At 39.0% G+C, this 26560-nt stretch carries 25 protein-coding genes, 1 pseudogene and 1 riboswitch; of the genes and pseudogenes, 20 read left to right on the top strand and 6 right to left on the bottom strand.

The features are described 5' to 3' along the window. Nucleotide 1: 1 nt before the first annotated feature. The 4 genes and pseudogenes from ACZYRN_RS11200 to tnpA all read right to left on the bottom strand — a co-directional run. A complete protein-coding gene (locus tag ACZYRN_RS11200; protein WP_488911663.1) occupies nt 2-217 on the bottom strand; it encodes a hypothetical protein in 216 nt (71 codons plus the stop codon). Then, nucleotides 207-2327 carry a sensor domain-containing protein gene (locus ACZYRN_RS11195; RefSeq protein ID WP_488911662.1) on the bottom strand — a complete coding sequence of 707 codons (2121 nt, stop codon included), beginning with the start codon at nt 2325-2327 and terminating at the stop codon, nt 207-209. The genes ACZYRN_RS11200 and ACZYRN_RS11195 overlap by 11 nt, the downstream gene beginning before the upstream one ends. Before the next feature lie 427 nt (nt 2328-2754). After that, nucleotides 2755-4239 (bottom strand): nuclease/transposase family protein, encoded by a 1485-nt coding sequence (locus ACZYRN_RS11190; protein ID WP_488911661.1) that lies wholly within the window; start codon nt 4237-4239, stop codon nt 2755-2757. A 16-nt stretch (nt 4240-4255) separates the two neighbouring features. Next, nucleotides 4256-4585 (bottom strand): annotated as a pseudogene (gene tnpA / locus ACZYRN_RS11185) (IS200/IS605 family transposase); the annotation flags it as partial. A gap of 398 nt (nt 4586-4983) precedes the next feature. Between tnpA and ACZYRN_RS11180 the strand changes: the two are divergent. From ACZYRN_RS11180 to ACZYRN_RS11165, 4 genes are all read left to right on the top strand, one after another. Next, the gene (locus tag ACZYRN_RS11180; RefSeq protein WP_488911660.1) at nt 4984-6537 is read left to right on the top strand and encodes a sensor domain-containing diguanylate cyclase; all 1554 of its coding nucleotides are present in this window, start codon (nt 4984-4986) and stop codon (nt 6535-6537) included. Nucleotides 6538-6769: 232 nt separating this feature from the next. Beyond that, complete coding sequence (locus ACZYRN_RS11175) at nt 6770-8428, top strand: ribulokinase (RefSeq protein WP_488911659.1); 1659 nt, start codon at nt 6770-6772, stop codon at nt 8426-8428. 106 nt (nt 8429-8534) lie between these two features. Further along, entirely contained in the window at nt 8535-8771 is a 237-nt protein-coding gene (locus tag ACZYRN_RS11170; protein ID WP_488911658.1) for a hypothetical protein, read from the top strand. A 10-nt stretch (nt 8772-8781) separates the two neighbouring features. Beyond that, nucleotides 8782-8988 carry a hypothetical protein gene (locus tag ACZYRN_RS11165; RefSeq protein ID WP_488911657.1) on the top strand — a complete coding sequence of 69 codons (207 nt, stop codon included), beginning with the start codon at nt 8782-8784 and terminating at the stop codon, nt 8986-8988. Between the two features lie 42 nt (nt 8989-9030). On the opposite strand, the gene ACZYRN_RS11160 is transcribed toward ACZYRN_RS11165, so the two are convergent. Together ACZYRN_RS11160 and ACZYRN_RS11155 are read right to left on the bottom strand one after the other, a co-directional pair. Further along, nucleotides 9031-10029 (bottom strand): SMI1/KNR4 family protein, encoded by a 999-nt coding sequence (locus ACZYRN_RS11160; RefSeq protein WP_488911656.1) that lies wholly within the window; start codon nt 10027-10029, stop codon nt 9031-9033. Nucleotides 10030-10334: 305 nt separating this feature from the next. Further along, on the bottom strand, nt 10335-10469 hold the full coding sequence (locus tag ACZYRN_RS11155) for a hypothetical protein (RefSeq protein WP_280512828.1): 135 nt from the start codon (nt 10467-10469) through the stop codon (nt 10335-10337). A gap of 396 nt (nt 10470-10865) precedes the next feature. Between ACZYRN_RS11155 and ACZYRN_RS11150 the strand changes: the two genes are divergently transcribed. The 16 genes from ACZYRN_RS11150 (at nt 10866) to ACZYRN_RS11075 (ending at nt 26496) form a co-directional block, all read left to right on the top strand. Continuing rightward, nucleotides 10866-11174, top strand: a complete 309-nt coding sequence (locus ACZYRN_RS11150; protein ID WP_488911655.1) for a nucleotide pyrophosphohydrolase — start codon at nt 10866-10868, stop codon at nt 11172-11174. Nucleotides 11175-11316: 142 nt separating this feature from the next. Then, nucleotides 11317-11511, top strand: coding sequence for a hypothetical protein (locus ACZYRN_RS11145; RefSeq protein ID WP_488911653.1), 195 nt, complete (start codon nt 11317-11319; stop codon nt 11509-11511). Between the two features lie 92 nt (nt 11512-11603). Then, a riboswitch (TPP riboswitch) is annotated at nt 11604-11706 on the top strand. A gap of 167 nt (nt 11707-11873) precedes the next feature. Further along, the gene (gene tenA / locus ACZYRN_RS11140; RefSeq protein WP_488911652.1) at nt 11874-12560 is read left to right on the top strand and encodes a thiaminase II; all 687 of its coding nucleotides are present in this window, start codon (nt 11874-11876) and stop codon (nt 12558-12560) included. A gap of 84 nt (nt 12561-12644) precedes the next feature. After that, nucleotides 12645-13256 (top strand): ECF transporter S component, encoded by a 612-nt coding sequence (locus ACZYRN_RS11135; protein ID WP_488911651.1) that lies wholly within the window; start codon nt 12645-12647, stop codon nt 13254-13256. Beyond that, nucleotides 13234-14922 (top strand): ABC transporter ATP-binding protein, encoded by a 1689-nt coding sequence (locus ACZYRN_RS11130; protein WP_488911650.1) that lies wholly within the window; start codon nt 13234-13236, stop codon nt 14920-14922. Before ACZYRN_RS11135 ends, ACZYRN_RS11130 begins: the two co-directional genes overlap by 23 nt. Further along, the gene (locus ACZYRN_RS11125; protein WP_488911649.1) at nt 14916-15695 is read left to right on the top strand and encodes an energy-coupling factor transporter transmembrane component T family protein; all 780 of its coding nucleotides are present in this window, start codon (nt 14916-14918) and stop codon (nt 15693-15695) included. The genes ACZYRN_RS11130 and ACZYRN_RS11125 overlap by 7 nt, the downstream gene beginning before the upstream one ends. A 147-nt stretch (nt 15696-15842) precedes the next feature. Then, on the top strand, nt 15843-16595 hold the full coding sequence (locus tag ACZYRN_RS11120) for a 3-oxoacyl-ACP reductase (RefSeq protein WP_488911648.1): 753 nt from the start codon (nt 15843-15845) through the stop codon (nt 16593-16595). Between the two features lie 81 nt (nt 16596-16676). Next, nucleotides 16677-17984, top strand: coding sequence for an LLM class flavin-dependent oxidoreductase (locus tag ACZYRN_RS11115; protein WP_488911647.1), 1308 nt, complete (start codon nt 16677-16679; stop codon nt 17982-17984). Nucleotides 17985-18087: 103 nt separating this feature from the next. Continuing rightward, a protein-coding gene (locus ACZYRN_RS11110) for an IS6 family transposase (RefSeq protein WP_488911646.1) occupies nt 18088-18796 on the top strand; the annotation gives its coding sequence in 2 pieces (ribosomal slippage) (nt 18088-18219 and nt 18221-18796; 708 coding nt in all). A 290-nt stretch (nt 18797-19086) separates the two neighbouring features. Further along, complete coding sequence (locus tag ACZYRN_RS11105) at nt 19087-19614, top strand: hypothetical protein (RefSeq protein WP_488911645.1); 528 nt, start codon at nt 19087-19089, stop codon at nt 19612-19614. After that, nucleotides 19602-19856 carry a hypothetical protein gene (locus tag ACZYRN_RS11100; protein WP_488911644.1) on the top strand — a complete coding sequence of 85 codons (255 nt, stop codon included), beginning with the start codon at nt 19602-19604 and terminating at the stop codon, nt 19854-19856. The genes ACZYRN_RS11105 and ACZYRN_RS11100 overlap by 13 nt, the downstream gene beginning before the upstream one ends. Nucleotides 19857-19954: 98 nt before the next feature. Further along, nucleotides 19955-20125 (top strand): hypothetical protein, encoded by a 171-nt coding sequence (locus tag ACZYRN_RS11095; RefSeq protein WP_488911643.1) that lies wholly within the window; start codon nt 19955-19957, stop codon nt 20123-20125. Nucleotides 20126-20383: 258 nt separating this feature from the next. Then, nucleotides 20384-20971 (top strand): site-specific integrase, encoded by a 588-nt coding sequence (locus tag ACZYRN_RS11090; RefSeq protein ID WP_488911642.1) that lies wholly within the window; start codon nt 20384-20386, stop codon nt 20969-20971. A 248-nt stretch (nt 20972-21219) separates the two neighbouring features. Next, on the top strand, nt 21220-22110 hold the full coding sequence (locus tag ACZYRN_RS11085; protein WP_488911641.1) for a sulfurtransferase: 891 nt from the start codon (nt 21220-21222) through the stop codon (nt 22108-22110). 318 nt (nt 22111-22428) lie between these two features. Beyond that, a complete protein-coding gene (locus ACZYRN_RS11080) occupies nt 22429-25578 on the top strand; it encodes a choice-of-anchor I family protein (RefSeq protein WP_488911640.1) in 3150 nt (1049 codons plus the stop codon). Nucleotides 25579-25776: 198 nt separating this feature from the next. Continuing rightward, nucleotides 25777-26496, top strand: a complete 720-nt coding sequence (locus ACZYRN_RS11075) for a 3-ketoacyl-ACP reductase (protein ID WP_488911639.1) — start codon at nt 25777-25779, stop codon at nt 26494-26496. Nucleotides 26497-26560 lie beyond the last annotated feature (64 nt).

The following is a 26560-nucleotide window of genomic DNA, read 5'->3' as shown; positions in this document are numbered from 1 at the left end:
CCTATTGATGAAGAAATAAATGAATAGAATGACTAGGTAATAAAAGAGCATGATTCCTAAATGGAATCATGCTCTGATCATCACTTATTTCTTTTTCAGTTTCTTTGCTTGTGCTAAAACAGAAAAAGCAATAGTTTTCGCCTTTTCTCTGTTTTTTCATCTTTAAGTATGCCACTCGCTGTTGATACAATCTTTTTTGAATTTTTTTAAAACCCATTCGTGTCATCTCCTCTTCTTTTTATTTTAAATAAGAGGTCCATTTTTTCTGCCGGCATTGGTTTGGCAAAAAAGTAGCCCTGGGCTTCATCGCAGTTCATTTCTTTTAAAAAAGCGACCTGTTCGACCGTTTCAACCCCTTCTGCAAGAACCTTCATCTTCAAACTTTTAGCGAGTGCAATGATCATTGCGACAATGGCTTTATTTGTGTCATCCAATGTGTTGACGAAGGTCTGATCAATTTTAAGCCGATTAACTGAAAAATGACGGAGCGAACTGAGGGAACTATAGCCTGTCCCAAAATCGTCTATACTGACATGAATGGATAAGTCTTTTAATTTTTGCAACACAGAATGGAAAAACTCACCTTCAAGCGACATGCTTTCCGTTACTTCGAGGTCCAGCCAATCAGAAGATAAACCGGTTTGTTCCAGCACTTCTTTCACCATGTCGACAAAATGAGGCTGTGAGAACTGTCGCATAGAGACATTGACACTGATTCGGACAGCTGGAAACCCGGCATCCTGCCACTTTTTATTTTGAAGGCAGGCCGTTTGCAGCACCCAATGGCCAATCGGCACAATTAAGCCTGTTTCTTCGGCAAGCGGAATAAAGTCATCGGGTGACACTGTACCAAGCTCCGGATGTTTCCACCGGATAAGAGCTTCTACACCTAATAGGCGGCCCGATTGAAGATCAACTTGAGGCTGATAGTGCAAATGAAATTGGCGGCGTTCAAGTGCTTTATGCAACTCCCGTTCAAGTCTCATTTTCTTCGCATTTTTTTCCTCGAGTTCTTTTGTGAAAAACTGATAATTATTTTTCCCTGTTTCTTTCGCTAAGTACATCGCTGCATCAGCATGTTTAAGCAATGTCTCACTGTCTTGTCCATCATCGGGGTACATGCTAATGCCCATACTGGCCGTTACAAAAATTTCTGTTTCATGAAAGGTTATGCGTCTCTCAATATTACGGATGATGCGCTCTGCTATTTCCTCCGCTTCTTTGCGGGCTGTATTAGGCAATACAACAGCGAATTCATCACCTCCAATACGAGCGACCAGATCCCCTGGGCGAAGGCACTCATCAATCCGTATCGAGACGGATTTTAATACTTGGTCCCCCATATTATGACCCATCGTATCATTAATATTTTTAATGCGGTCGAGATCGAGGAACACAACCGCAAACGGCTCATTGCCGGCAGATTCAACTTTTTTCATGTTTTTTTGAAACAGACGGCGATTTGGAAGTCCCGTTAAGTAATCATAATGAGCTACACGGTAGATCGCTTTTTCGGCTTTTTTCCGCTCTGTAATATCGGTCGCTGTCCCGACTACTTCGACAATTTGGCCCTTTTCAAAGATAGGCGATAAGTAAATCAGAAACGTATACTTGAAAATTCTGATTTCGAAGTCGATGGCTTTTCCCTGATAGGCTTTAACAAAATAGGCATTTATTTTTTTGACCACTTTTGCTGGAAAAAGGTCATCTAGTTTCTTCCCTTGCACGGAATGAGTGGTATAGCCTAAAGACTCCGAAACTTTTCCTTCAAGCAATGTAAGCTGAAATTCGTCCTCATCGGTCTGTCTGTATTTAAAAATAGCATTTTGCAAGTTTTTCACGGTTTGCTGGAAATCATTTTTCAAGGCCAATTTCAGCTGTTCTTCGGCTTTTTTCCGATCGGTGATATCGCTTCGTATCGAAATAAACTGGTAAGGGAGGCCTTGATTATTGAGAAAGGGTACAATCGTTGTGTTCACCCAGTACTCTGAGCCGTCTTTCGCCCGGTTTTTGATATCGCCTTGCCAAATATCGCCCTGCTTGATCGTTTTCCACATGTGCTGAAAAAAGGATAGGGGATGAAAGCCGGAATTGATGAGGCGGTGCGTTTGTCCAAGGAGTTCATTCCGTTCATATTGGGAGATTTCACAAAAACGGTCATTCACATAGGTAATGATTCCTTTTTCATTTGTAATGGCTAAAATTGAAGACTGATCAAGTGCGTACTGAATATCATATAAATCTTTCATCACACGTTCATAATCAGGGGGAAAGGTCTCTTCGTGACGAACCGTCCTTAAGTAAAAAGAATTGTACAATTTGTCCATATATTCATCAACCTTCCATAGAAAGAAAAAAATACTTATTTTTTATTATAAGTTATGTAAATCTTTAAGACTAGAACAAAGGAATTGATGTGGATCCAATCTTTTTCAATCTATAAGAAAAGCCGACAGCCGATTCTTATTCTAAGTGATCGTATGTTCAGTAAAGACATCTCTGACAACTCCCACCGCTGAAGCAGTGGGGTTCTAGGGTACAGTGGATACATAGCATCTAGCAAACTTCTCAATGATATCCTTATCTTTCCTTGCGGAAAGAGTTTCTATCAAAGCACTGGTGTGCGTTCTCCTAGAACATTAACGGACGTATTGCGTATAGCAAGGCACTTCTCTCAATAAGCCTAAAAAGACTCTTGATGTGCTTATCGTTCCGAACTCTCTTGGGCGTTGTCACGACCAAGCAGATTTGTATTTATGCGACAAACCAACGTAATAGTTTACTGTTTGATTGTTTCAATCGTGCAATCTCACGATTATGCAATTCAACAAAGCGATCCCATTGTGCGTTGCATAAATCCACATCAACGGAATTGAGAGTTTCATTCGTATTGCCTATTAAGAAGGCACTATATAAATCACGTTGGATGCGGAACTCTCCAAAATCATTCCAACGTTCTGAGATTTGTTTTTTGTTGTATTCGCTAGTTAGATGATTGAACTGACTTGCTTTTGTAGAGTAGGTATCTATCTTGTTAATTGACCGTCCTTTATAACCAAGTTTACGATCAACAATCGTTAGTAGCATGGCAGGAGCATGGTTGGCGATTGATTTCCCGAACCGTTTCTTACGGTTAATCTTGCCATTCATCTTATTGCGAGTAGTATTCTTCGCACGTTTTTGTAGAGAGTGGAATCGCATGGTTTCCACTCGTATATCAGAACCAAGAACAAGAATATCGTTCCCTAATTTCTCGTGCGACATTTTCCGTCGGGTAGCCATTTTCCGATATAGTTCTTTGCGTTTCTGACGCAACTTCTCGTATCGGCTGGAAAAGTTCCAAGTTCGTCTACCTTTCTTAACCGTTCCATTGTTATTGAAATTGTCGGGATTGGTAGCTCGCTTAGATCTATCCATTTTGCGTTGGATACGTCGCAGTTCTTCTTCATCAGCATTACACTCTGGTGCAAGTTCACGAAGTTCTACTGTATTTTCACTACTAATTGCGATTGTAGATGAACCAATGTCGATCCCTACCCGTTTGGTTTCATCATCAGCGATCTTTCGATTGCGTTTTATTGGTGGGTAGCCTTCTTGAATGAGTTGAACGAAGTATCGCACCTTACCACGAACTTCACGTTTCAAGATACGCACGTACTTTGTCTTATCCATTAAGGCTAAATGAGCATATTCATCATTGGCTTTCGGTTCAGTTGGCATACACAGCCAATTCTTAGGTTTAGGATTTTTCTTTGTCGGTCTATCGCCCCAAAGAATATGGCCATCTGCATATCGCAAACCAGTGGTATTTGATTTATTCTCAACGGAAATATCATCACCAAATGCTTTGAAGTGTACTTTTTTCGCTTTTCCATAATGTAGTTTTTCTACTGCTTGAAAAGCCCTTGTAGCAAGTTTTTGCGCTTCAAAGCTTCCTATATTTTCTTTAAATTTGCGTTGAACAGCTTTCACAAAATCATGCAAAGCGTACTCAGAAAAGCCGTAGACTAAACGTATGTCTGATAGCTGTTTATCACGTTCTTTGGACTTGGGTTCGCTAAGCACAGCACGATACTCTTTATCAGCTTTCACACGTTTATGACGTTTGAGAGCTTCACCTAGACAAGAATTGTAGACGTTCCGAGCAATCTTGAATTTCTTTTCCAAACGGTGTTGTTGCCAAACAGGAATGTATAAAGCAAATTCGATTGTATAAGTTGGCGTACTCTTTCTTGCCATGGGTTTCAGCTCCATTCTAGTTACGCTTTTTCTGATTTTCAACGTATCGTTTGATCGTTGCACTCGATACATTTCCTGCGGTAGATACAACATAGGAACGTGTCCACAAACTAGGCAAGTGTCGTAGGTGCGGAAATTCTTCACGCAACTGTTTAGATGTCACTCCTTTAATTCTCGCCATTATGTTTGCAGGGCTTAGTGTGGGTAGTGTATTTAGAAACATATGTGTATGATCTTTGTCGCATTCTAAAGCAACAATCTCAATTTTTAGCGATTCACATATTTCATGCACCATCTCTTTAAACCTTTGATCTACTTTTTGATCAAGGAAAATCTTTCTTCTATATCATCCCATCCCTAAAGGGGTGCTGTCGCACTGTAATGGGCTTTCTCGTTCGGAAAATCTGTAAAAATGAAATTTCTGCTGTTTATCTTTTTTTCAAGAATGTGTATGAAGTAGGTAGGGGTCTAACTTTAGCTTGACTGTTTCACGAGGAGCTTTAGGCAAATATTGAGTTTATATTTATCTGAAATTTCAATTTAATTTATAATAACATAGAAATAGAATGAAATTTATCTTTATTTGATGAATTTCTGTTCAAATATTGGAATTTTAAGTTTACTTGCTATAATAGAAAGAATTGGCCATAGATTTTACTGAGAATAGCGAACGATGGCGAACGATAGGATGAAAAACAATGGATATAAAGACCTTTATCTATATTCTTGAAGGAGAAAAAGAGTATGCATAGACACAAATTGATGACACTTCCTTTCATCATTACTATGTTAATTTTACTGTCCGTCATAATGACAGCTACAGCGAGCGGTTATGCGGCATTCAAAGCGAATAAAGAGTCTTTAATTTCAAGTTATCTAGAAAGCAATCAAGGTTATGCCAAAAAACTTTCTTCTGATACAGATAGGATCGTCACAGTAATGATACAAAATATCAATTCGATCGCTAAAGCACAAGAACAGGGGATGATGACACAACAGTCTCTTAATCTTTGGATGCAATCCAACAAAGAACTATTTAATTCTATCTTTATTGCAGACAAGAGCCGTACAATTCAACTTTTCAGCTCTTCAACAGCTCGTCTAAATGCTGGAACTGTATTAACTTCTGAATCTTCACTGGAAGCCGTAACATTAAAAACACCGCTCATCTCAAAACCATATATCGGAGAAAGCGGACGGATACTTATTTTGATGTCTGCTCCTTTTTTTAACGAAGAAGGAGTGTACGAAGGTTTCATTGGAGGAAGCATTTATCTTCAAGAAGAAAATATACTAAGCAAATTGCTAAGTGATCATTTTCATCAAAATGACTCTTACGTTTATGTAGTGGATTCTAAAGGGAGGATCCTTTTTCATCCAGACCCAAAAAGAATCAATGACATTGCATTGGACAATATGGTTGTTCAAAAAGTGATCACGGGCAAAGATGGCTCGGAACAAGTGACAAACACATTAGGGGACGATTACTTTGCTGGTTATTCTTATATGGAAAGCACTGGATGGGGGATTGTTTCTCAAACGCCGAGTACGATTGTAAAAAAGCCGCTAAATCATTTAATTCATCAAATGTTTCTACAGTCTCTCCCCTTGTTTCTTATAATTATCCTAGGTGCGGTAGGAGTCGCTGTTTTTATTTCAAGTCCGCTGAATAAGCTGGCCAAATTTTCCGAAGAAGCAACATCCTATGGCTATAGCAAGAATGAACAGATGAATATGCCAAACATGAAACTGTCTATCTATGAAGTGCGGCAACTTTATCGGCATATTAGCAATTACTTGAACTTTTTATCTGCTGAAATTAGACGAGATGGATTAACAGGGTTAGCTAATCGAAGGGCATTTGATTTAACCATTCAAGAATGGATGGAAAATAGGCACACATTCTTTCTAATCCTTATGGATATTGACAATTTTAAGTGTGTAAATGATACGTATGGACATGTAGTGGGAGATGAAGTTTTAAAGTCTTTAGCCGCTGTAATGCGTAAGGTGTCTAGAAAACAAGATATTTGTTTTCGATATGGAGGAGAAGAGTTTTGTCTATTAATAGATAGTGAAAAAAGGGAAGTGACTTATGCGGCGGCAGAGGGGCTTAGGAAAGCAGTAGAGCAGATGGAGAATTCAACAGGGAAGCCTGTTACCATTTCACTAGGGATCTCAACGTATAAAAAAGATCGCCAGACGCCGGATCAATTAATTGAAGAGGCTGATTCAGCTCTTTATAAAGCGAAATCAGCAGGGAAAAACAAAACAATTATTTTTCAAGATCATTTGTAGGTCTTTTCTGTCTTTATCGATCCGTAAAACGGTTCGATAAAGGACCATCCGCTATCCACTTGTCAAAGAAAAGGAGGCGAAAAAAGAGAAGAAATGAACGAAAGCTAACTGCCTGGGGCTCTCTTGAGTACTGGGCTTTTGTTGGTAACTTAAATGAATTGGATACAGCTTTATAAGGAGATTTACTGCCATACATTTTTACGAATCAAGATGAGGGAAGGGGGGAAACGGTTTGACTAGAAAATATACAATTGGAGTAGATTTTGGAACGGAATCAGGACGAGTATTATTAGTTGACGTGATGACTGGGGAGGAAATCGCCACTCACGTAACTTCTTACAAACATGGAGTATTGGACGAGGCATTGCCGAATGGAAAACCTCTACCGCAAGATTGGGCCCTGCAGCATCCGCGGGATTATTTAGAGGTGCTGTACCAATCGGTCCCTAAAGTCATAAGCATGGCGAAAATAGAAAAAAGCGATGTCATCGGAATCGGAATTGACTTTACGTCGTCAACTATTCTTCCGTTAGACAATGTGGGGAATCCATTATGTTTTGATCAAAAATGGGAAAGCAACCCGCATAGTTGGGTGAAATTATGGAAACATCATGCAGCACAAAGCGAAGCAGATGAAATCACCGAGCTTGCAAAGGAAAGGAACGAAGCATTTTTAAGCCTCTATGGCGGGAAAATTTCTTCAGAATGGATGTTCCCTAAAATCCTTCAAATTTTAAAAGAAGCACCAGAGATTTTTGAGGAAACAGACTTATTTATGGAAGCCTGTGACTGGGTGACCTCTCGATTAACAGACAATCTTGTTCGCAGCAGTAATACATGCGGCTACAAAGCATTTTGGAGTAAGCAAAATGGGTATCCGGCAGCTTCTTTTTTTAAAGCGCTGAATCCTCGTCTTGAACATATTTTAGAAACTAAAATGCGTGGAGCGGTTCAATCCATTGGCGAAAAAGCTGGAGAACTGACTGAAGAAATGGCCGAGCGTTTAGGGCTTTTACCGGGAATTTCCGTAGCTGTCGGAATAATTGATGCTCATGCAGGAGTAGCTGCGGTTGGCGCCGTACATCCAGGACAATTTGTGATGGCGATGGGGACATCTACCTGCCACATGCTGATCGCAGATAAAGAGAAAAAAATGGAAGGTGTATGCGGAATTGTAGAAGATGGAATCATTCCAGGCTATTACAGTTATGAGACAGGACAAGTAGCTGTAGGAGATTCTTTTGCTTGGTATGTGGATCATGCAGTGCCTAGTTATATCGTAAAACAAGCAGAACAAGCAGGAAAGAGCGTGCATCAATTATTGGAGGAGAAAGCATCTGGCTATAAACCGGGGCAATCCGGCCTTATTGCCTTGGACTGGTGGAATGGAAACCGTTCTGTCTTAGTGGATGCCAATTTATCGGGAACGATTGTAGGGCTTACATTAGCGACGAAACCGGAAGAAATCTACCGGGCCTTATTAGAATCGACCGCATTCGGCACGAGAAAAATTATTGAAAATTATACGGATGCCGGGATCGAGGTTACTGAACTGTTTGCGAGCGGCGGGTTGCCGCAGCGAAATAAATTGCTTATGCAAATTTATGCCGATATTATGAATCGGGAAATTAAAATACCTGATTCTCATCAAACGACTGCTCTTGGTGCAGCCATGTATGCAGCCGTTGCAGCAGGAGAGGAAACGGGCGGCTACAAGACGATTTTCGAAGCAGCTGAGAAGATGGCAAAAGTGAAAGAAGAAACGTTCCGTCCGATCGCGAAAAATGTAAAAATATATGATGAGCTTTATCAATATTATGTAGAGCTTCATGATTATTTTGGCCATGAGAAATATGGCATCATGCATGGCCTAAAAAAGATAAAGAAATAGAATGGCTGACTGCTTCCATATAATCTTGTAATTCATTTTCTGGTCAAGGATTCCACAAGGATTGTTTGTTATAATGAAAAAATAAGCAATAGCCTGGAGGGAGAGTATGACAGATTATCGAAAACAATGGCGTGAAGGAATCGCGGCGCAGCCAAAATATGATGTATTTGTAGCGTATAGAGAAAAAGACGAGGATCTAGCTAAACATCTTTTTGACGTGTTTAATCAGCATGGCATCACGTATTCGACACCGGCAGATGAAGAACGGGCAAAAAAAAGAATTCATGAGAGCACTGCGGCCCACACCGGTGAGAGACAGTTACTTTTTCCTGTTACTCGATGAACCTGAGACCATGGACGACAACGTTATTCAAGGTTTGCAATATCATGCGGCGCTGTTAAATAAAAAACCGATTGTAGTGAAGGGGCAATCCGGCACTACTTATCCGGAATTCATGTGGAATGAAGAAACGAAACAAGACGTATTCCACAAAGTTGCCGAGTATATTTTGGAAAAAGACCGGGAAGACGAGTGGATATACGGAAAACGACGGGCGTAAAGCAGCGGATTTCTCCGCTGCTTTTCTTATTTTCTCCTTATATTAGGAAGACAACGGTTTTTTCCCTTCGAATCCTTCTCCATTATCAATGACACCTAACTCTTTAACAAAGTAATATAAAATAGTGATGTATTCTTTTAAGCTTGAAGCGAGGACGACCCGTTCATCATATTCATGATCCACTTCGACAATTTGCCCGTACTGTCCGTTTATGTCCGGATCCAGATCGATGGCAATAAAATTTCCGCCGCCGTCATGATGAATCGGAATTTTATTTGAAAGCATTTCATTGTTTTTTACAAACCCTGCAGGGATCGACTGAATTGGGTACTTGCTAACGACGTTACGCCCGGCGTACTTCACTTCATACGCTATTTCATTCAAGTTCATGAGCGGATTTCCGCCGATATGCGCGTAAGCAGTCCCTTCCTTATCAATCTGATTCAGCCATTCATCGGTATCATTTCCATCGCAAAGCGTATAGAGCGTGACGAAATCATCGATCGGCTCCGCTTCATATACGTCAAAAACCGATGCGGCTTGTTCCTTCTCATTTCCAGGCAGCAGCGGTATACACAATTGGCCAAACTTTTCTTTTAAAAATGCATCGTATTCGGTCCAAAGCTTATGAAATGATACATCCTTATATGTATTCACAAAATCCTCCATGCCTGGGACGGAGTGATAAACGCCATATTGGTGCTGAAATTGCGCCTTTTCTGTTTTCAAAACCAATCGCTTTTCTTCATCCATTAGTGTGAGCGGCTCGGTTTTACGCCAGACACACTTAAATACATCCCCATCTAAATCGAAATCCGCTGTCGCATATTTCAGGACATAATCACCGTATTGATATTCTAGTAGTTGATAAAGGTACGGTTCCTTGCTGATTGGATGAATAATCTCCACTTCACTCGCCGCGCGTAGCGGATTGTATCTCGAATTATATGGATTGGGTACATCTGACGGCACATTAAAGCCGTTTCGATCTGAAAACATATCATTGATATTATTAAAATAAATTCTCTGCCAGCCGTTCATGTACATAAACTCCATCCTCTTTTACTCGCATTCTTATCACTCATTTAAATAATAACATTTCCTGCTAAGGCATTGAAGCGATAGGATAAAGAGCAACGAATGGTATGAATATGGCGGATAGTGTTCCATTACAACTGTTTCTGTTCCCATAAGAATATGAAGGAATAAGGGAATAGAATGAAGAGGTAAGTAAGTGCTTGGAATGATTATAAATGTATCAGATCAAGCGGGCTGCTCTGCCGTTGAATGAAGGATAATAAAAAAGCATGATTCCTAAATGGAAGCATGCTTTACCTATTAATCACTTATTTCTTTTTTAGTTTTTTGGCTTGTGCTAAAACAGAAGAAGCAATATTTTTCGCTTTTTCCCTGTTCTTTTCATCTTTCAGCATGTCACTTGCCGTAGATACAATCTTTTTTGAATTTTCTTTAAGACCCATTCAGGTCACCTCCTCTTCTATTTTATTTTAAATAAAAGGATCTATTTTCTCACGGGATCTGTTTGAAGCACGAAACAATTGAAAATAGATAAGGAGACTAATGTAAACTTATCAAATTTGCTTGTGAAAGTACAATTTTATGCACGTTCGTCGATGCGGGTACAGGGACACTATGAAAAAGTGGGGATTGGGTAAACAAAACAGAACCTCCGTGCCTCTTCACAATGCGGACCGATGTAGGGGTCTTTTTTATGAAGAAGAATAAGGTGATTTTCTGAATAATAGAAAAAATAATCTGTTTCCCCGTATAATGAAATAAAATGGAACGTTCTAGATGAAAAAAGAAGCTTTAGTAAAAACAATTAGAATTTATTATTCGGTATGGGAGAGAGAAATATGCAGGCGATCTATCAAAAAATAATGGAGTTTCGTGATCAAAGAGACTGGAAAAAGCATCATAATGGAAAGGATTTAGCCATTTCAATTTCATTGGAAGCAAACGAATTACTTGAAAATTTTCAGTGGAAAAGCAGTGAAGAAGCAATCAGTGAATCAAAACAAAATATTAAAGAAGAGATGGCTGATATTCTTATTTATTTAGTACAGATGGCCGATAAGCTTGAAATAGACCTTGAAAAGGAAGTATATAAAAAACTCGAAAAAAATGCGAAAAAATACCCGGTGAAAGAGGGGGATTCTCAATGATATCATGCTATTCAGCCGGAGTGTGCTAACCAAATCGGACGGATTCATTCCGTCAATTCATCCAATAAGCTTTTAAAAAAACAGACCATTGGTGGAATAACAAAGTAAGGTTCAATTATGCAGCAAGAATAGGAGAAAGATAATGACAGAAATTAAAAAGATCTCTTTGCTGGCAATGATTGCTATGACCATTCTTTCATTTACTTCGCTATTCGGAATTCGTATTGCAGAAATAGCCGTTTTTGTCGGTATCCTATTTTTCTTTACTAATAAAAGATTGGAGAAACAAGATTCTAAGGGGGAGCGGGTTAGATGCAAAAGGATAAATCCGGGTTGATTTTAGGATATATATTTCTTGATACGATGGGTGGAAAATAAAAAACTTTGATTATACTGTCGATATATGGTAAGGTCATTTTAACTTAATAAGAATTCCACTAGGGGTGCTGTAATGGCTGAGATAAGGATTTTCCTTTATCCCTTTGAACCTGATCTGGTTAGTGCCAGCGTAGGAAAGTGGAGCCGGCTTAGTATATTTTATGAAAAATGCTAATGATACATAGATTCGAGTCGTAGTTTTCAAAGGCTTGAAACGGATTTAACATTTATTTTTTCAAAAAAGGTCGCTCCATTTCTGGAGCGACCTTTTTTGGGGTTTAAAATAGTAGGATTCTTTTTAAAAAATGAGGAGGTATTTTGATGAGTTTTTCAGAACAATTGCGTGAAAAAACGAATTATATTTTTGAGGCGTGTTACAATCATCCATTTATTCAGGGAATTGCAAAGGGCGAGGTTGAAAAGGAACAGCTGATTCACTATGTTAAACAAGATTATGAGTATTTAAATGCAATGATCCAAACGAAAGCTTATGGGATGGCAAAATGCACAAGTCGTGAAGATATGGAAATGTTTAATACGAGTATCGGTTTTATCTTGAATAGTGAGATTCATCCCCATCGTAATATTTGCGAAGTCGCAGGTGTACAGTATGAAGAGTTGCAAGGGTTTCCGTTAGCTCCAACAGCTTTACACTATATCAGCCATATGTTAAACGTTTCTCAAGCAGGAACACTTGGAGAAGCAATTGCGGTATCCTTGCCTTGTCCATGGATTTATTTGTATGTTGGTGAGCGTATTATGAAAGAATACAAGCCTGATCAAAACCATCCATTTTACGAATGGATCTCTTTTTACGGTGCACAAGAAGAACCAAGAATGAATGCTTATCTAAAAAAGCTAGATGTATTAGCGGAGCAGGCTTCACAAGAAGAGAGAGAGAGAATGGAAAATCATTTTGTGTTAAGTTGCGAGCTTGAATATATGTTCTTTGATATGGCATATAAGCTGGAAGACTGGCCTGTCCAACAAGAAAGTACAACAGTGTAAATTACTAGGCAGTTAAGTTGTTCAACGGGATGAGGAAACTTTGACCCCTTTTGAACGACCATTTCATAATAAAGGTGGATAATGATGAAAAATTCGAAGGCTTTAAATTTAAGAGAAATTGTTGTCATGGCGTCAATTTCAGTTGCTTTTGGTGTGTTATATCTTGGATGGATTTTCTTTGGCCAGTTTATTAAAGGGATATTTGGCCCAGTAGGCTGGGGTTTCATTTCAGGATTTTGGATTATGGCGCCTATTATTTGTGCATACATTATTCGAAAGCCTGGTGTAGCGTTAGGTGCGGAAATGATTGCGGCGGTTACGGAAATCTTAGTTGGTTCGGTTAATGCTGGAGCGGTACTCATACTTGGTTTAACTCAAGGTCTTGGTGTGGAGCTTGCGTTAGCGTTCTTTCTTTATCGAATCTATCGTTTACCTGTTCTAATGCTAGCGGGTATGTTTGGAGTCTTGGCTAACTTTGTTACGATTTACTTTATGTATGGATATAGTCAATACTCTTCCATTATGACTGGACTGATGTTTGTGTCGATGCTGGCGAGTGGAGCTTTATTAGCTGGCTGGGGAAGTAAGAGTGTTTCAGATGCATTATGCCGAACAGGCGTATTGGATAACTTTGCATTAGGGAAAATTCAACGTAAACAAAGGATTGAACAGAATGCAGTATCTCAAAACCAATGATTTAACCGTACGCTACCCCTTTCAAAACAAAGATGTGCTGAAAGGGGTTAACTTACATATTCAGAAAGGTGAAAAGGTATTGATTCTTGGACCGAGTGGCGGGGGGAAAAGCACGCTAGCTCTTGCTCTTAACGGAATTATTCCAAAATCGATCGAGGTTGAAATGAGTGGGACTGTAGTGATTGACTCTCATAATCCAATAAGTGTAAGTTTCAGTGAAATATGTAAGCATATCGGTATTCTTTTTCAAGATCCGGATACGCAATTTTGTATGTTAACGGTTGAAGATGAAATTATTTTCGGCTTAGAAAATCTTCGCCTTTCAAAAGAAGAAATGGATGAGAGAGTGAAAAGAAGCTTACAATTAGTAGGATTGACAGATCAGAAAAAGGCTCAAATAAAAGAGCTCTCAGGCGGGATGAAACAAAAGTTAGGGATTGCCTGTTTAATCGCTATGGATCCCGAGGTATTCATCTTAGATGAGCCGACAGCGAACCTAGACCCTGCAAGTACGAAAGAGATTTTTGATTTAATGATAAGGCTGTCCTCTGAATTAAATAAAACACTGATATTTATTGAGCATAAACTTGATCAGTTATTACCGTATTTAGAGCGAGTGATTGTGCTGGGAAAAACGGGGGAAATTATTGCTGACGATACACCGCGTTATATTTTTAGCCATTGTTTCAATGAACTTACAGATCAAGGAATTTGGGTGCCGAAGATTTGCGCCTATGCCAAATCTTTAGAAAAAAAGGGAATGGAATGGAGTGAATTTCCTCTTTCAAAGGAAGAATGGCAAAACGAATATAAAAAAAGAGGCCTTATGATATCGGATTCCATAATCAAAGCAAGAGAGGAATCCCCGGTTAGTCATACTGCCGATCCTCGTACACCGATCTTACAAGTAGAACATGTTTCTTTTTCGTATAAAGACCATCACGTTTTAAAAGATATTGATTTTTTAATACAATCAGGTGATTTCGTTGCCGTTTTGGGTCCGAATGGGACGGGGAAAAGTACACTCGCTCAAATTTTAATCGGGCTTTTAAAACCTGGGAAAGGTAATATTTATTTTAATAACGTTCCTCTACACGAGCTAAAGGTACAGGAACTTATGCAGAAAGTCGGATTTGTTTTTCAAAACCCTGAGCATCAATTTGTTTGTGATACGGTAGAAGAGGAGCTCGCCTATGGATTGAAAATCCTTGGTTGGGCAAAGAAGGAGTGGCAGCCGCGTGTGAATGAGCTTCTCGAGCAATTTCATTTAGCCGAACAAAGGGCGTCTAATCCGTTTTCGTTAAGTCAAGGACAAAAGCGCCGCCTTTCAGTCGCGACAATGCTAACCAACGATCAGCAGCTTGTTATCTTAGATGAGCCGACTTTCGGTCAAGACCAGGTCAATACGGAAGCCTTGATGGGTTTATTAACACAACTTAACCAGAATGGAAAAACGATCATGATGATTACGCACGATATGGAATTAGTTGCTGAATATGCGAATAAGGTTTTGCTTTTACATGATGGGAAAGTGGCATACGAAGGGGAGGTGCTTCCGTTCTTTGAAGAAAGAGAGTTACTTGCGAAAGCTTCGATTAGAATTCCCATTTCATATACATTACAGCAATGGGTCAAGGTGTTTGAGGAGGCGAAGCTGTTATGTTAGATCATTACCAGAAAGGCGAATATTTTTTGCAACAGGTAAACCCAACGCTAAAGTTAGTTAGCATGTTGATCGTCATTATATTTATGATTCCCGTCTTTGACCCTTGGACCCCGTTAATTTTACTAACTTTAACGATCATGGCGATTTCTCTATTTGGAGGTGTTTCACTTCGCTTTTTATTGATTCTTCTTCTTCCGTTTAGTTTATTTGCCTTTAGCTTTATATGGATTAATGTCGTCTTTCCGAATGAGCGTGGTGAAACGATTCTTTTTAACATTGGAAGTATGCCCGTCGCTTTAGAAAATGTATTGGTAGGCCTTTCATTAGGGCTTCGTTCGTTCGTATTTGCGTCATGGTCCCTTTTATTTGTCCTCACTACGGAGCCTACTAAATTTATGTTAAGCCTAGTTCAGCATTGTAAACTGCCGCCTCGTTTCGGTTACGGCATGATGGCTGCCTACCGGTTTTTGCCTTTGTTTAAACAAGAGTTAACACAGGTTCGGGTTGCGCATCAAATCCGCGGATTAGGGGAAGCAAAAGGTATAAAGGGACGAATAAAGGAGACGAAGCGTTACATTATTCCCCTTTTAGCCAGTGCAATACGAAAGGCTGAAAGAGTGGCCATTGCAATGGAATCTAAAGGATTTGACGGAGATAGGCAACGCAGCTATTACTATAGAGTCTCATGGAGTAAATATGATTTGATTTTCGGAATCGGACTCATTGTTCTTTACAGTGGAATGATTGTACTGAGAAAAACGTATTTTATGTAAGGCTGTGAACCTCTCCATCAAAATCTTTGATTTAGGTGGAGAGGTTCACCCATGCCTTAAAATCCACAGTTGGCACTTGAATCATTTGTTTTACATAAATTTAATTATTTAAATTTCATCAAAATTAAAAATATAGGAGTGGTTATGATGACTAGAACAGTATTAGTAACAGGTAGTAGTAGAGGTTTAGGAGCAACTATTGTAAAGACATTGGCACAACAAGGATTTCAAGTGGTCATCAATTACTATAAAAGCAAAGATGCTGCTGAGAAGCTCGTTTCTGAGATTGGTGAAGAGAATGCTATTGCAATTCGGGCTGATGTAACAAATCGTAAAGAAGTAGATAATTTGATAAAAAAAGCAACGGAATATTTTGGTCAAATAGATGTTGTGGTCAACAATGCATTAGTAGACTTCAAATTTGATCCAAACAAACAGAAATCCTTCACAGAACTCACTTGGGATGATTATCAAAAACAACTAGATGGTACTTTAAAAGCAGCATTTAATGTAGTTCAAAGCGTCATACCTCAATATATTGAACGACGAATTGGAAGTATTATAAATATAGGTACTAATTTATATCAAAATCCTGTTGTACCCTACCACGAATATACAACAGCTAAAGCGGGATTAATAGGTTTTACACGTAATGTCGCTTCTGAATTAGGACAATATGGCATAAGAGCGAATGTAGTTTCAGGTGGATTATTAAAAACGACTAACGCCAGTGCTGCTACAACACCAGAAGTATTCGATTTAATTGCTCAATCAACGCCATTGAAGAAGGTGACCACACCTCAAGATGTAGCCAATATGGTCGCTTATTTATCTTCGGAAAATGCAAACGGTATTACAGGTCAAAATTTCACAGTAGATGGCGGTTTGACAATGAACTAATAGCTTAAATTACAATAGATAATCCTTCAAAAACGGAGTATACAAGACAGTTAATAATGATGTATTTTGAGGTGTAAACAAATGACAAAAATTAAAGAAAAACAACTACACTTAGGTGTTTTGCTGTATGGTTGTGGACACCATCAAGCTGCTTGGTTAATGCCTGACTCAAGCATTGAACGTATTGGAGACATTTCCTATTATCAGTATTTGGCACAGTTAGCGGAAAAAGGTTACTTTGACGCAGTATTCTTTGCTGATAATCAATCATTTCAGGCTAAAGATTTTAGTGATATGCCAGCATTTTGGTTTGATCCAGTAGTCAATTTAACAGCTATTTCTCAAGTAACAAATCATGTAGGATTAGTTTCAACAATTTCAAGTACTTTTTCTAATCCTTTCACAGCTTCACGACAACTATTAAGTTTAGACCATATTACAAAAGGACGTGTTGGTTGGAATCTCGTTACGTCAATGACTGATTTAGAGGCGTTAAATCACAGTATGGAAGAACTACCTTCTCATGACAAACGCTATGAGAAGGCGGATGAATTCGCTGCTTTAATGAATAAGTTATTTCTTTCATGGGACAGTAATGAGTTTCTACATCATCGAGAAGAAAGAAAATTGATAAATCCTTCAAACATTCAGCCTTTTAATCACGATGGTACCTATTTTAAAGTGTATGGCCCATCCACCACACCAAAAAGTCCGCAAGGCAAACCAGTATCAATGCAAGCAGGGGCATCTAAACAGGGCATTGCATTAGCCGCAAAATATGCGGATGCAGTCTATTCAGTGTCGTGGAACTTAAAGCAAGCAAAAAAATTTCGTAAAAAATTAGATGAACAAGTTAAACAAGGCGAAGACAGCAATAGACATATTAAAGTATTTCCAGGCATAGTAACCTATGTAGGTCATACTCATGAGGAAGCTTTAGCCAAAAAAGCAGCATTAGATGAGCAATTACCTCTTGAAACAGCTTTAAAACAGTTGAGTTTCTTTATTCAACAAGACTGTTCTAATTGGGAAATTGATAAAGAAGTACCTCAATTACCCCCAGTAGAAGAATTTACTGGTCCAGTTGGACGTTACGAAACAATACTAGAAATTATTAATGATACACAACCTACAGTAAGAGAATTATTAGGATATCTTAATGCAGGCGGTGGACATCACACGCTGATAGGTACACCTAAAGAAATTGTGGATCAGATGGAAGTCTGGTTTGAAGCTGGTGTGGCTGACGGATTTAATCTTATGCCTCCTACATTACCCGGTAGTTTAGAAGACTTTGTTGAACTAATTGTTCCTGAAATGCAAAAAAGAGGTATTTTCAGAAAGAAATATGAAGGTCATACCTTCCGTGAACATTTAGGATTAACATAATAAGTTTTATAGGTTCTGGTGCAAAAACTTAGGGACAGTTGCAAATCATCTTTAAATCTTGGACATGCTGATACTATTACTTTAAAAAAGGTGCGTGATCAGTATGAAAAAGCAAAATTTATTCAAGTGGAAACATTATCAGCCTGATATTATTTTGTTAACAGTGAGGTGGTACCTGCGGTACAACTTGAGCTTTCGTAATATGGTGGAGATGATGGAAGAACGGGGGCTTATCGATGGCTCACACAACGATTATGCGTTGGGTTCATCAATATAGCCCGGAATTAGATGAAAGAGTACGGCGTCATCTTCGACCAACAAATGACTCTTGGAGAGTCGACGAAACGTATATCAAAGTAAAAGGTCAATGGATGTACTTATATCGTGCAGTGGATTCCAAAGGAAACACGATTGATTTTTGCCTTAGTAAAACAAGAGACAAACAAGCTGCAAAGTGCTTCTTTAAGAAAGCTTTGCGGTCTTTTCATGTTTCTAAACCTCGTGTCATAACAGTAGACAAGAATCCAACCTATCCTGTAGCAATTAAAGAGTTAAAAGAAGAAAAACGTATGCCGGAAGGCATACAAATAAGACAAGCTAGATATCTCAATAATATAGTAGAACAAGATCACCGTTTCATTAAGAAACGTGTGCGCTCTATGTTGGGATTCAAGTCGTATAAAACAGCCACTTATATATTGAGTGGCATTGAAGCGATGCATATGATAAAAAAAGGGCAAGTTCACCAAGGAGAGAAGTCTGCCCAAAATGAAGTTGAACTCATACATAAGTTGTTCGGGATAGCATCATAACTCGTAAGTTAGCGGGTAATATAGGTTCTATCTTTTTATCAAATTATTTTCGCACCAGAACCACTGATACAAAGTAGTTCTTATTTTAGATTACGCATTCGGAAAAGACTGTGCCTAGAGATCAGGTTTGATCGGGATTTGGACATTGTAAACCATCTTAAACAGAATGATTGGTCATAAGAGTGGTTTGCGTAAGCATATATATGAAAATATGTTCGTGCGTTCCTGTTAAATATAATGCTAGATTATGGTACAATGGAAGTACGAATAAAGAAAAGAGAACGGTTATTATGCTTATAAAACACCCAACAGGCGAGTGCATTCCTTTTTATTTTCGCAAAGTTGAAAGAGCGGAAATTCAACAAAAACAGTATAATGAATCAAATGGCTGGCAGTTTGACTGGGTACATCCATTTACTCGGGGTTATGAAGTTTACGCTTTAGTGACAGAGGAATATCCGGATGACGTTCAAGGGCTGATTGCCATTATCCAAAACACAGACCCAGACTATAACTGTGTTGAAATTGAAATCGTGGAATCTGCTCCACAAAATAAGAAGCTTAAAGAAGGCAGGCTTAATATAGGGCGCAGATACTTAGGCACTGGAAAATGCTTAATTGCTTTTGCTTGTCAGTATAGCATCAACCATGACTTTGACGGGTATGTTGGATTAACATCCAAAAGCTCTAAATTTAAGTTTTATGAAGACATGGGAGCTTTTCGTACAGCTGGGCAGAGATATATGTTTTTTGATACAACCGCCAAACAACTTGTACAAACTTATTTTCCAGGAGGTGTAAAATGGTGGGAAAGGTAATTGATGACGTTTATACTCCGATAAAAAAAGGGTACACTCTTAAAAAGGGGCGTGAAAGGATGCTACGTAAACAACTTAAAGAGTTTGACGATGCATTTCCAGACGGGGTTTTTGCTTTTCCGCCAAAACCAGAAGAGCCTCGGGTTAAAATTCGTGCCTTAGGTGAGTACTGTAAACAACAAAATGTTCTTCCAGAAGATCTTTCTAAAGAAGAAATGGCTCAATTCCTTGTTTATGAATAAACCTGCCAAAGAACGCCATATATATAAATAAGATAAGAAGAATCAGGCGAGAGCAATTTGCTCTCGCTTTTTTATTTTGCAAGCAGAGGAGAATCAAAATGATTGTTACGTATGCTGATGAAAACAAAATTGTATATATTGAAATTGCAGCAGGTGAAAAGGTTCAGGAGAGTAAAAATGGGCGATATTTTATCCTTGTCACTTTTGTACTGGTCAATGGAGAGCGAGTTTACGATGAGAAGTTTACCGACATAAAAGAGAAATGTTAGGATTTTCAAAAGATGCTAACTGATTAAATGGAAGGAAACTCATTAGTTATAACGATATCGGATTGTTTTTACTGTTTAGCAGTCCTTTCTTAACGTGAAATCCTCTAAAATCATCCTAACTATAAGATCAAAATTAGTCAAACTTTGCGTAAAATACGATTGATACGCAAAACACAAACGTATGTACGTGTATTTGGGTTTAAATATAGAATTTCTTAACTTTTTTTGTTTTCGTAAAAATTGAATGGAGTTGTAACAATGGCCAATACAAGGCAGCACCAAATGCACGAAAAAATGCTGGAAGAACTGATTAAGACGATGCCGTATTATGTGGTGGAATATGTTGACCAGAAAATAGGTATCCGGTCACCCTCTACCCTTCTAAATTATGTTCAGGACTTTAAACTATTTTTCGAATGGCTGATTGCTGAAGGAATTTCGGAAGTTATTCGCATACAAGATATACCGATGGATGTGCTTGAAAACCTTAAACTCATTGAGGCTCAAGGCTTTATCCGCTTCCTTGAGCGCCGTGATATTAAAGTATCGAAAAATGAAACTAAAAAAGCTGAAAAAGTGTCGATTAACCGAAAAATCTCAGCTCTTTGTTCACTATTCAAGTATTTAACAACGCAGACCGAAAATGAATATGGAGAGCCCTACTTCTACCGGAATGTAATGCTGAAGATTGAAGCGACCAAAGTAAAAGAAACGCTTAATTCTCGTGCTTCGCGCATTTCAGCCAACATTTTTCATCGGGATGATGATATTAAATATTTCGAACGAACGTATCCACAAGATGATCGTCCAAGAAAAGCGAAGGTAATAGAGGGACTGAAAAACTAGTTGCCTCTTTTTTGCTATGAAAATTCAATAGGCATTTCATTTCTTTACATTGAATATATAACTGTCTAAAAAATAATGAATAATAGAAAATGAAAACGGGAAAAGTTTTGACAGGGACATGTGTAACGTTTCACGGGGTAAGGAGAGAAGAGAAGCAGGTACTTCGCTTTATGGCTAAGGCTAAACCTCAGTAATTCGATAAGAATTATCATATAATGTGCACGATACAAATTCAAGGAGGGAATGCAATGAGTACTATACCATTAACTGTTAACACGGATTGGCTGGCTCAAAGATTGAATGACCCGAATTTGCGGCTGCTCGATGCGACTACTTTTCTACAGCATCCAGAAGGCGGCAGCGGTTATTATAAAATTTGGTCCGGCCGGGAAACGTATGATGAGAATCATATTCCGGGAGCGGTCTATGCGGATCTATTCAAAGAGTTATCCGATCCGAATGGGAAACACGCATTTACGATCCCTTCACATGAGTATTTCGCTGGAAAAATTGGTGAACTAGGCGTAGGCGACGACGGTACATATGTCGTCGTTTATGATCAAGGTATTGGTCCATCTTATTGGGCATCTAGACTATGGTGGCAGCTTCGATTTGAAGGCTTTGACAATGTTGCTGTTCTTGATGGCGGATTTAAAAAGTGGGTGGAAGAAGGTCATCCGGTTACGTCAGAACCTGGTTCTTACCCAGCAGCAAAATTTAAAGGAGAGCGCCGCCCTGAACTGCTTGCGACGGTGGACGACGTAAAACAAGCCATCGGTGATGAATCTAAAATTATCGTCGATAGTCTTTCTCCCGACGATTACAACGGAGTAAACAACACGTACGGAAGAAGAGGGCATATTCCGAGCAGCATTAACATTTTTGTTGCCTCACATAGTAATCCAGATACAAATACATTGCTGGATGAAGCATCATTGAAGCAGAAAGTAGAATCAACAGGCGTCCTTGATCCGAATAAAAAGGTCATTACGTATTGCGGCAGCGGGATTGCGGCAACGTGGAACGCCCTCGTATTAAACAAACTTGGACAAAAAGATGTAGCGATTTATGACGGTTCCATGACAGAATGGGCCGCTGATCCATCTCTGCCTTTAGAAACGGGCGAACCGACAAAATAACGTGCTTTTAAAAATGAGGAATTGCTTTGATGTGGTCCCCTTCTTGTGTAGACCGATAAAAGAACTTTATCGTCTAACATTAGGAGGGGATTTTTCTATGGGTATATTTTCGGGCACATACGATCTATCATTGGTAAGTCATTTTATCGTGTCTATTTACAATTTCTTAACTATATCTTTACTTATATTTACCAAAAGAATGTAGTAGATTGGGAGGGAGTAGAGTACGATAAATTTTGACTAATAGAAAAAGCATGAGCCTATTTACATAGAAAAGACGAAAATGAAAAATACCTATTTAAGAGGAGTCTTAATCAGATGAAAAGTAGAAAAAAACGGTTTTCTAAACAAGTTATTTCATCTGCACTTGCACTATCTGTGTTAACGCCAGGTATTGTTAGTTATGCGGAGAATGGTCAGAATGCAGCTGTGCAAGGGACAGGATTAATCATTAATGAAGTGTATGGCGGGGGCGGAAAAGCTGGAAAAGACAATACACCTCCGTATGCACCCTATATGTATGATTTCATTGAAATGTATAACCCCACCAATCAAGACATAAGCCTTAAAGGATTATCATTAACTTATACGAATAATTCAGGCGGAACCGTACAAACATATGAATTTAAAGAAGGACAAATGATTAAAGCGAATGATTACTTTCTGTTACGTGGTGAGGCTACTTTAGGGAACGAAGGGGATAAAGGACACGGAGCCGTGTTTAATGCGGATGCTTTTTTCGATACACCTGAAATGGGCATAGGGATGTCGGATGCAAAAGGAAATGTGCAGCTTATAAATGGAGAAACGGTAATTGACGCGGTTGCATATGGTGATCCTGAAACAAACAAAGGGGAAGGCGTATCCATAACAGGTATTGACTATTTAACAGCGGTTCAACGAAACAACTATGTGGACACAAACAACAATCAATCTGATTTTAAAGTGGTAGCCCCATCTCCAACTATGTCAGGCGCTAAAGAAGGGGAAGTGGCGTTGTTAGAATTTAACAAAGTTGCAGAATTAAAGTCAGATAAACGTTTGATCGGCCAAACGGTTTCAATCGAGTCTACTGTAACAGCAGCGGATTTAAAGACAAAGGAAGACGCTATGCCCCTTGGCTATGTTCAGGATTCAAGTGCTGGAATTGCAGTTGAGAATTTAACCAATGTGAAAGTAGGCCAGAAAATATCGGTGACAGGTATTTTGAAAGAGGTAAATGGTGAAAAGAGAATAGAGAGCAAAGAAGTAAACATTCTTAATGATATGGAAGTGCCTGTTTCTGTTCAAACATTAACGACGGCACAAGCGCTAACATTGGATGGATTGCTTTCGAATATCACGGGTGTTATTACAGCAAAAACAGATCATACGATAACGCTGAATAATGAATTAGCCGTCTATATAGATCCTGCCATCCTATTAACGAAAGAATTAACAATTGGACAAAACGTTACGGTAAAAGGGATTGTTGCTGTCGTTGACAATGCCCATCGTCTAGTCGTGAGAAACGATCAGGACATAACCGTACAAACGAACGGGATAGAAGATACAATAGATGTTTCTAAAATTGCAGGTTACGATACGGGACTTACGGATGAAGATGGCGGTGTTGCCGAAATTGTTAAGTATAATACAGATAACAGTAAATTTTACTTAGTAAATGGCAAAGCTCAAACCATTGATATCGTCAGTCTAAGTGATTTAACAAGCAATGAAGGTCAAACACTTTCAAAAGAAAAATCGATCAATATAGCAGATGCCGTTAATTCCGATCAATTTACATATGGTGATCTGACGAGTATCCATATTAATACGAAGAAAAAGGTTATTGTTGTGGCTGTTCAAGAGAAAGATTACACAAAAAAAGGGAAAATTGCGGTCTTGAATTATGATGGTGAAATATTGCGCACATTTGATACAGGTGTGCAGCCAGACATGATCAAAATGAGTCAAGACGGGCGATTTATTTTAACGGCTGATGAAGGAGAACCAAGGAATGGTCTTGCGGATGGTGTTGATCCTGAGGGGTCTGTTACAATCGTCGACGATGAAACAGGTCTTGTAAAGCATGTTAAATTTGACGATAGTAGTGTAATTGAAGACGATGTTCATATTCGAAATAAGGCTGGTAAAGATTATGCAGTAAAAGATTTAGAGCCGGAGTACATTGCATTGTCAGATGATGGAGAGAAGGCTTATGTAACGTTGCAAGAAAATAATGCAATCGCAACAATTGATGTTAAAAATGGTGCAGTATCTTCAGTAAAATCATTAGGCTATAAAGATCATTCAAAACAAGGCAATGAATTAGATGCAGCAAGAGATGGCCAAATCAATATAACAAACCTGCCTATTTTAGGCGCGTATATGCCGGATTCTATCTCGCAGGTAACCATTAATGGAGAAAGCTATTTAATAACGGCAAACGAAGGTGATGCAACGGAATGGGAAGAATTCGAAAACATTGCAGAGTTTGGTGATGTAAAAGATTCCATTGAAATAAATAGTGACCTATTTAAAGGGATGAGCATTCCTGAAGCACAAGAAAAACTAAATGAAATGAAAGCCAACAGTGCGTACAATAAGCTTGAGGTACTGACGGATATGGGATCGGACGCTGTATACACATTAGGAGGACGTTCTTTTTCTATGTGGAAAGCAGATACGATGGAACTCGTTTTTGACAGCGGCAGCGATTTTGAGACGATCACTTCACAACGATTACCAGAAGTATTTAACTGGTCGAATGACGATAACGTTATGGACAAAAGAAGTGCAAAAAAAGGACCTGAACCGGAAGATGTGAAAGTTGGAAAAATGGGCGATAAAACATACGCATTCATCGGTCTTGAACGAATCGGAGGCGTGATGACCTATGATATTTCAAATCCAGAGAAGCCTCAATTCGTAAACTACGAAAATACACGTGATTTTACGCAAAAAGTTGCCGGTGATGTAGCGCCTGAAGGGCTTGAATTTATTGCAGCTGAATCAAGTCCCACTCATCAAGCATTACTTCTTGGTGCAAATGAAGTTTCAGGGACGGTTGCGGTTTATAAGTTGGGTGAAGAAACGGTTGAGAACCCTCATCCATCAGAACTGGAAGTAAGCAAAACCTATACACTTAATCAATTTACAACGGACACATTAGTAATTAAAACACCATACTCTTTAGTAGATTTGGATAGTACGTCTGTCATTCGTACAGGCATTCTTGTCAAAACGTCCGCTACATTAAAAGGAGCGGGATTACAGAATACAACCGTGACGATCCAGCCAACGGAAAAAGAGGCCATTATTGATTTTAAAGGTGCAGAGGTTAAAGAAGTAGTAATTGCTAGCAGCAATATAAAAGAAATTAGAGGCGCTGAGAATGTTAAAGGATGGACAATAACAGACGGCGTTGATGTATCTGAGATAAAGATTTACAAGTCAAACGGAGAAAAGATCAGTATTGGAAATTAAGTAGAGGAGAATGATCCCTTTCTAGCAGATCGATAAAAGAACTTTATCGTCTAACAGAGGAAGGGATTTTTTCTGTCGGTTAAGTTGAAGCTGCCTAAATCATCCCTTTTCGTTTGATGAAGTACATAGGGGGAATAAATGAGGTAGAATGTCTTTATCTGTACCGAATGGATAGAGAAGGAAAGGAGAACGATTATTTTGACACAATCGATAAACGGAAAAATGGCCATTGTAACAGGAGCAGGGAAAGGAATTGGGCGGGCAGCCGCGATTGCTTTAGCGAAGGAAGGAGTAAACGTAGGGTTAATGGCCCGAACAGTGTCTGATCTTACAGAAGTCGCCAGTGAGATAGAGAAGCTTGGAGGACGAGCCGCTTATGCGACGGCTGATGTCTCTTCGTTAGAGCAAGTAGAGCAAGCGGTTGAAAAGATAACAAGCGAGCTTGGAACGGCTGATATTTTAATTAACAATGCCGGAATAGGGAAGTTTGGCTCCTTTTTAGACATCGATCCAAAAGACTGGAAAACGGTGGTTGATGTAAACTTAATGGGCGTTTATTATGTGACACGTACCGTTTTGCCTCAGCTTCTTGAAAAAAATAAGGGAGATATTATCAACATTTCCTCAACGTCAGGGCTGAGAGGGACGGCCGGTTCCAGCGCTTATAGTGCGTCTAAATTTGGTCTTCTCGGTCTGACTGAATCGTTGGCACAAGAAGTACGTAAACATAATGTTCGGGTTTTTGCTTTAACGCCTAGTATGGTCGCGACTGGATTTGCCTCTAAAGAGAATATGGATAACGATTCGGAGAAGTTTATGCAGCCGGAGGATTTAGCGGATTATATGGTGGCTCAATTAAAACTGCACCCGCGTGTTTTTATTCCGTCTTCCAGTCTTTGGGCAACGAATCCATTTTAATCATGAATATTCTGTCTTTTAATGTTGACAACTTTAGTGAGAATTATTATACTTTGTGAAAATA

The sequence above is a fragment of the Domibacillus sp. F004 genome, from assembly GCF_057814295.1.
Note: the sequence above shows the minus strand (reverse complement) of the source record. Positions and strands in the feature narration are given on the sequence as shown.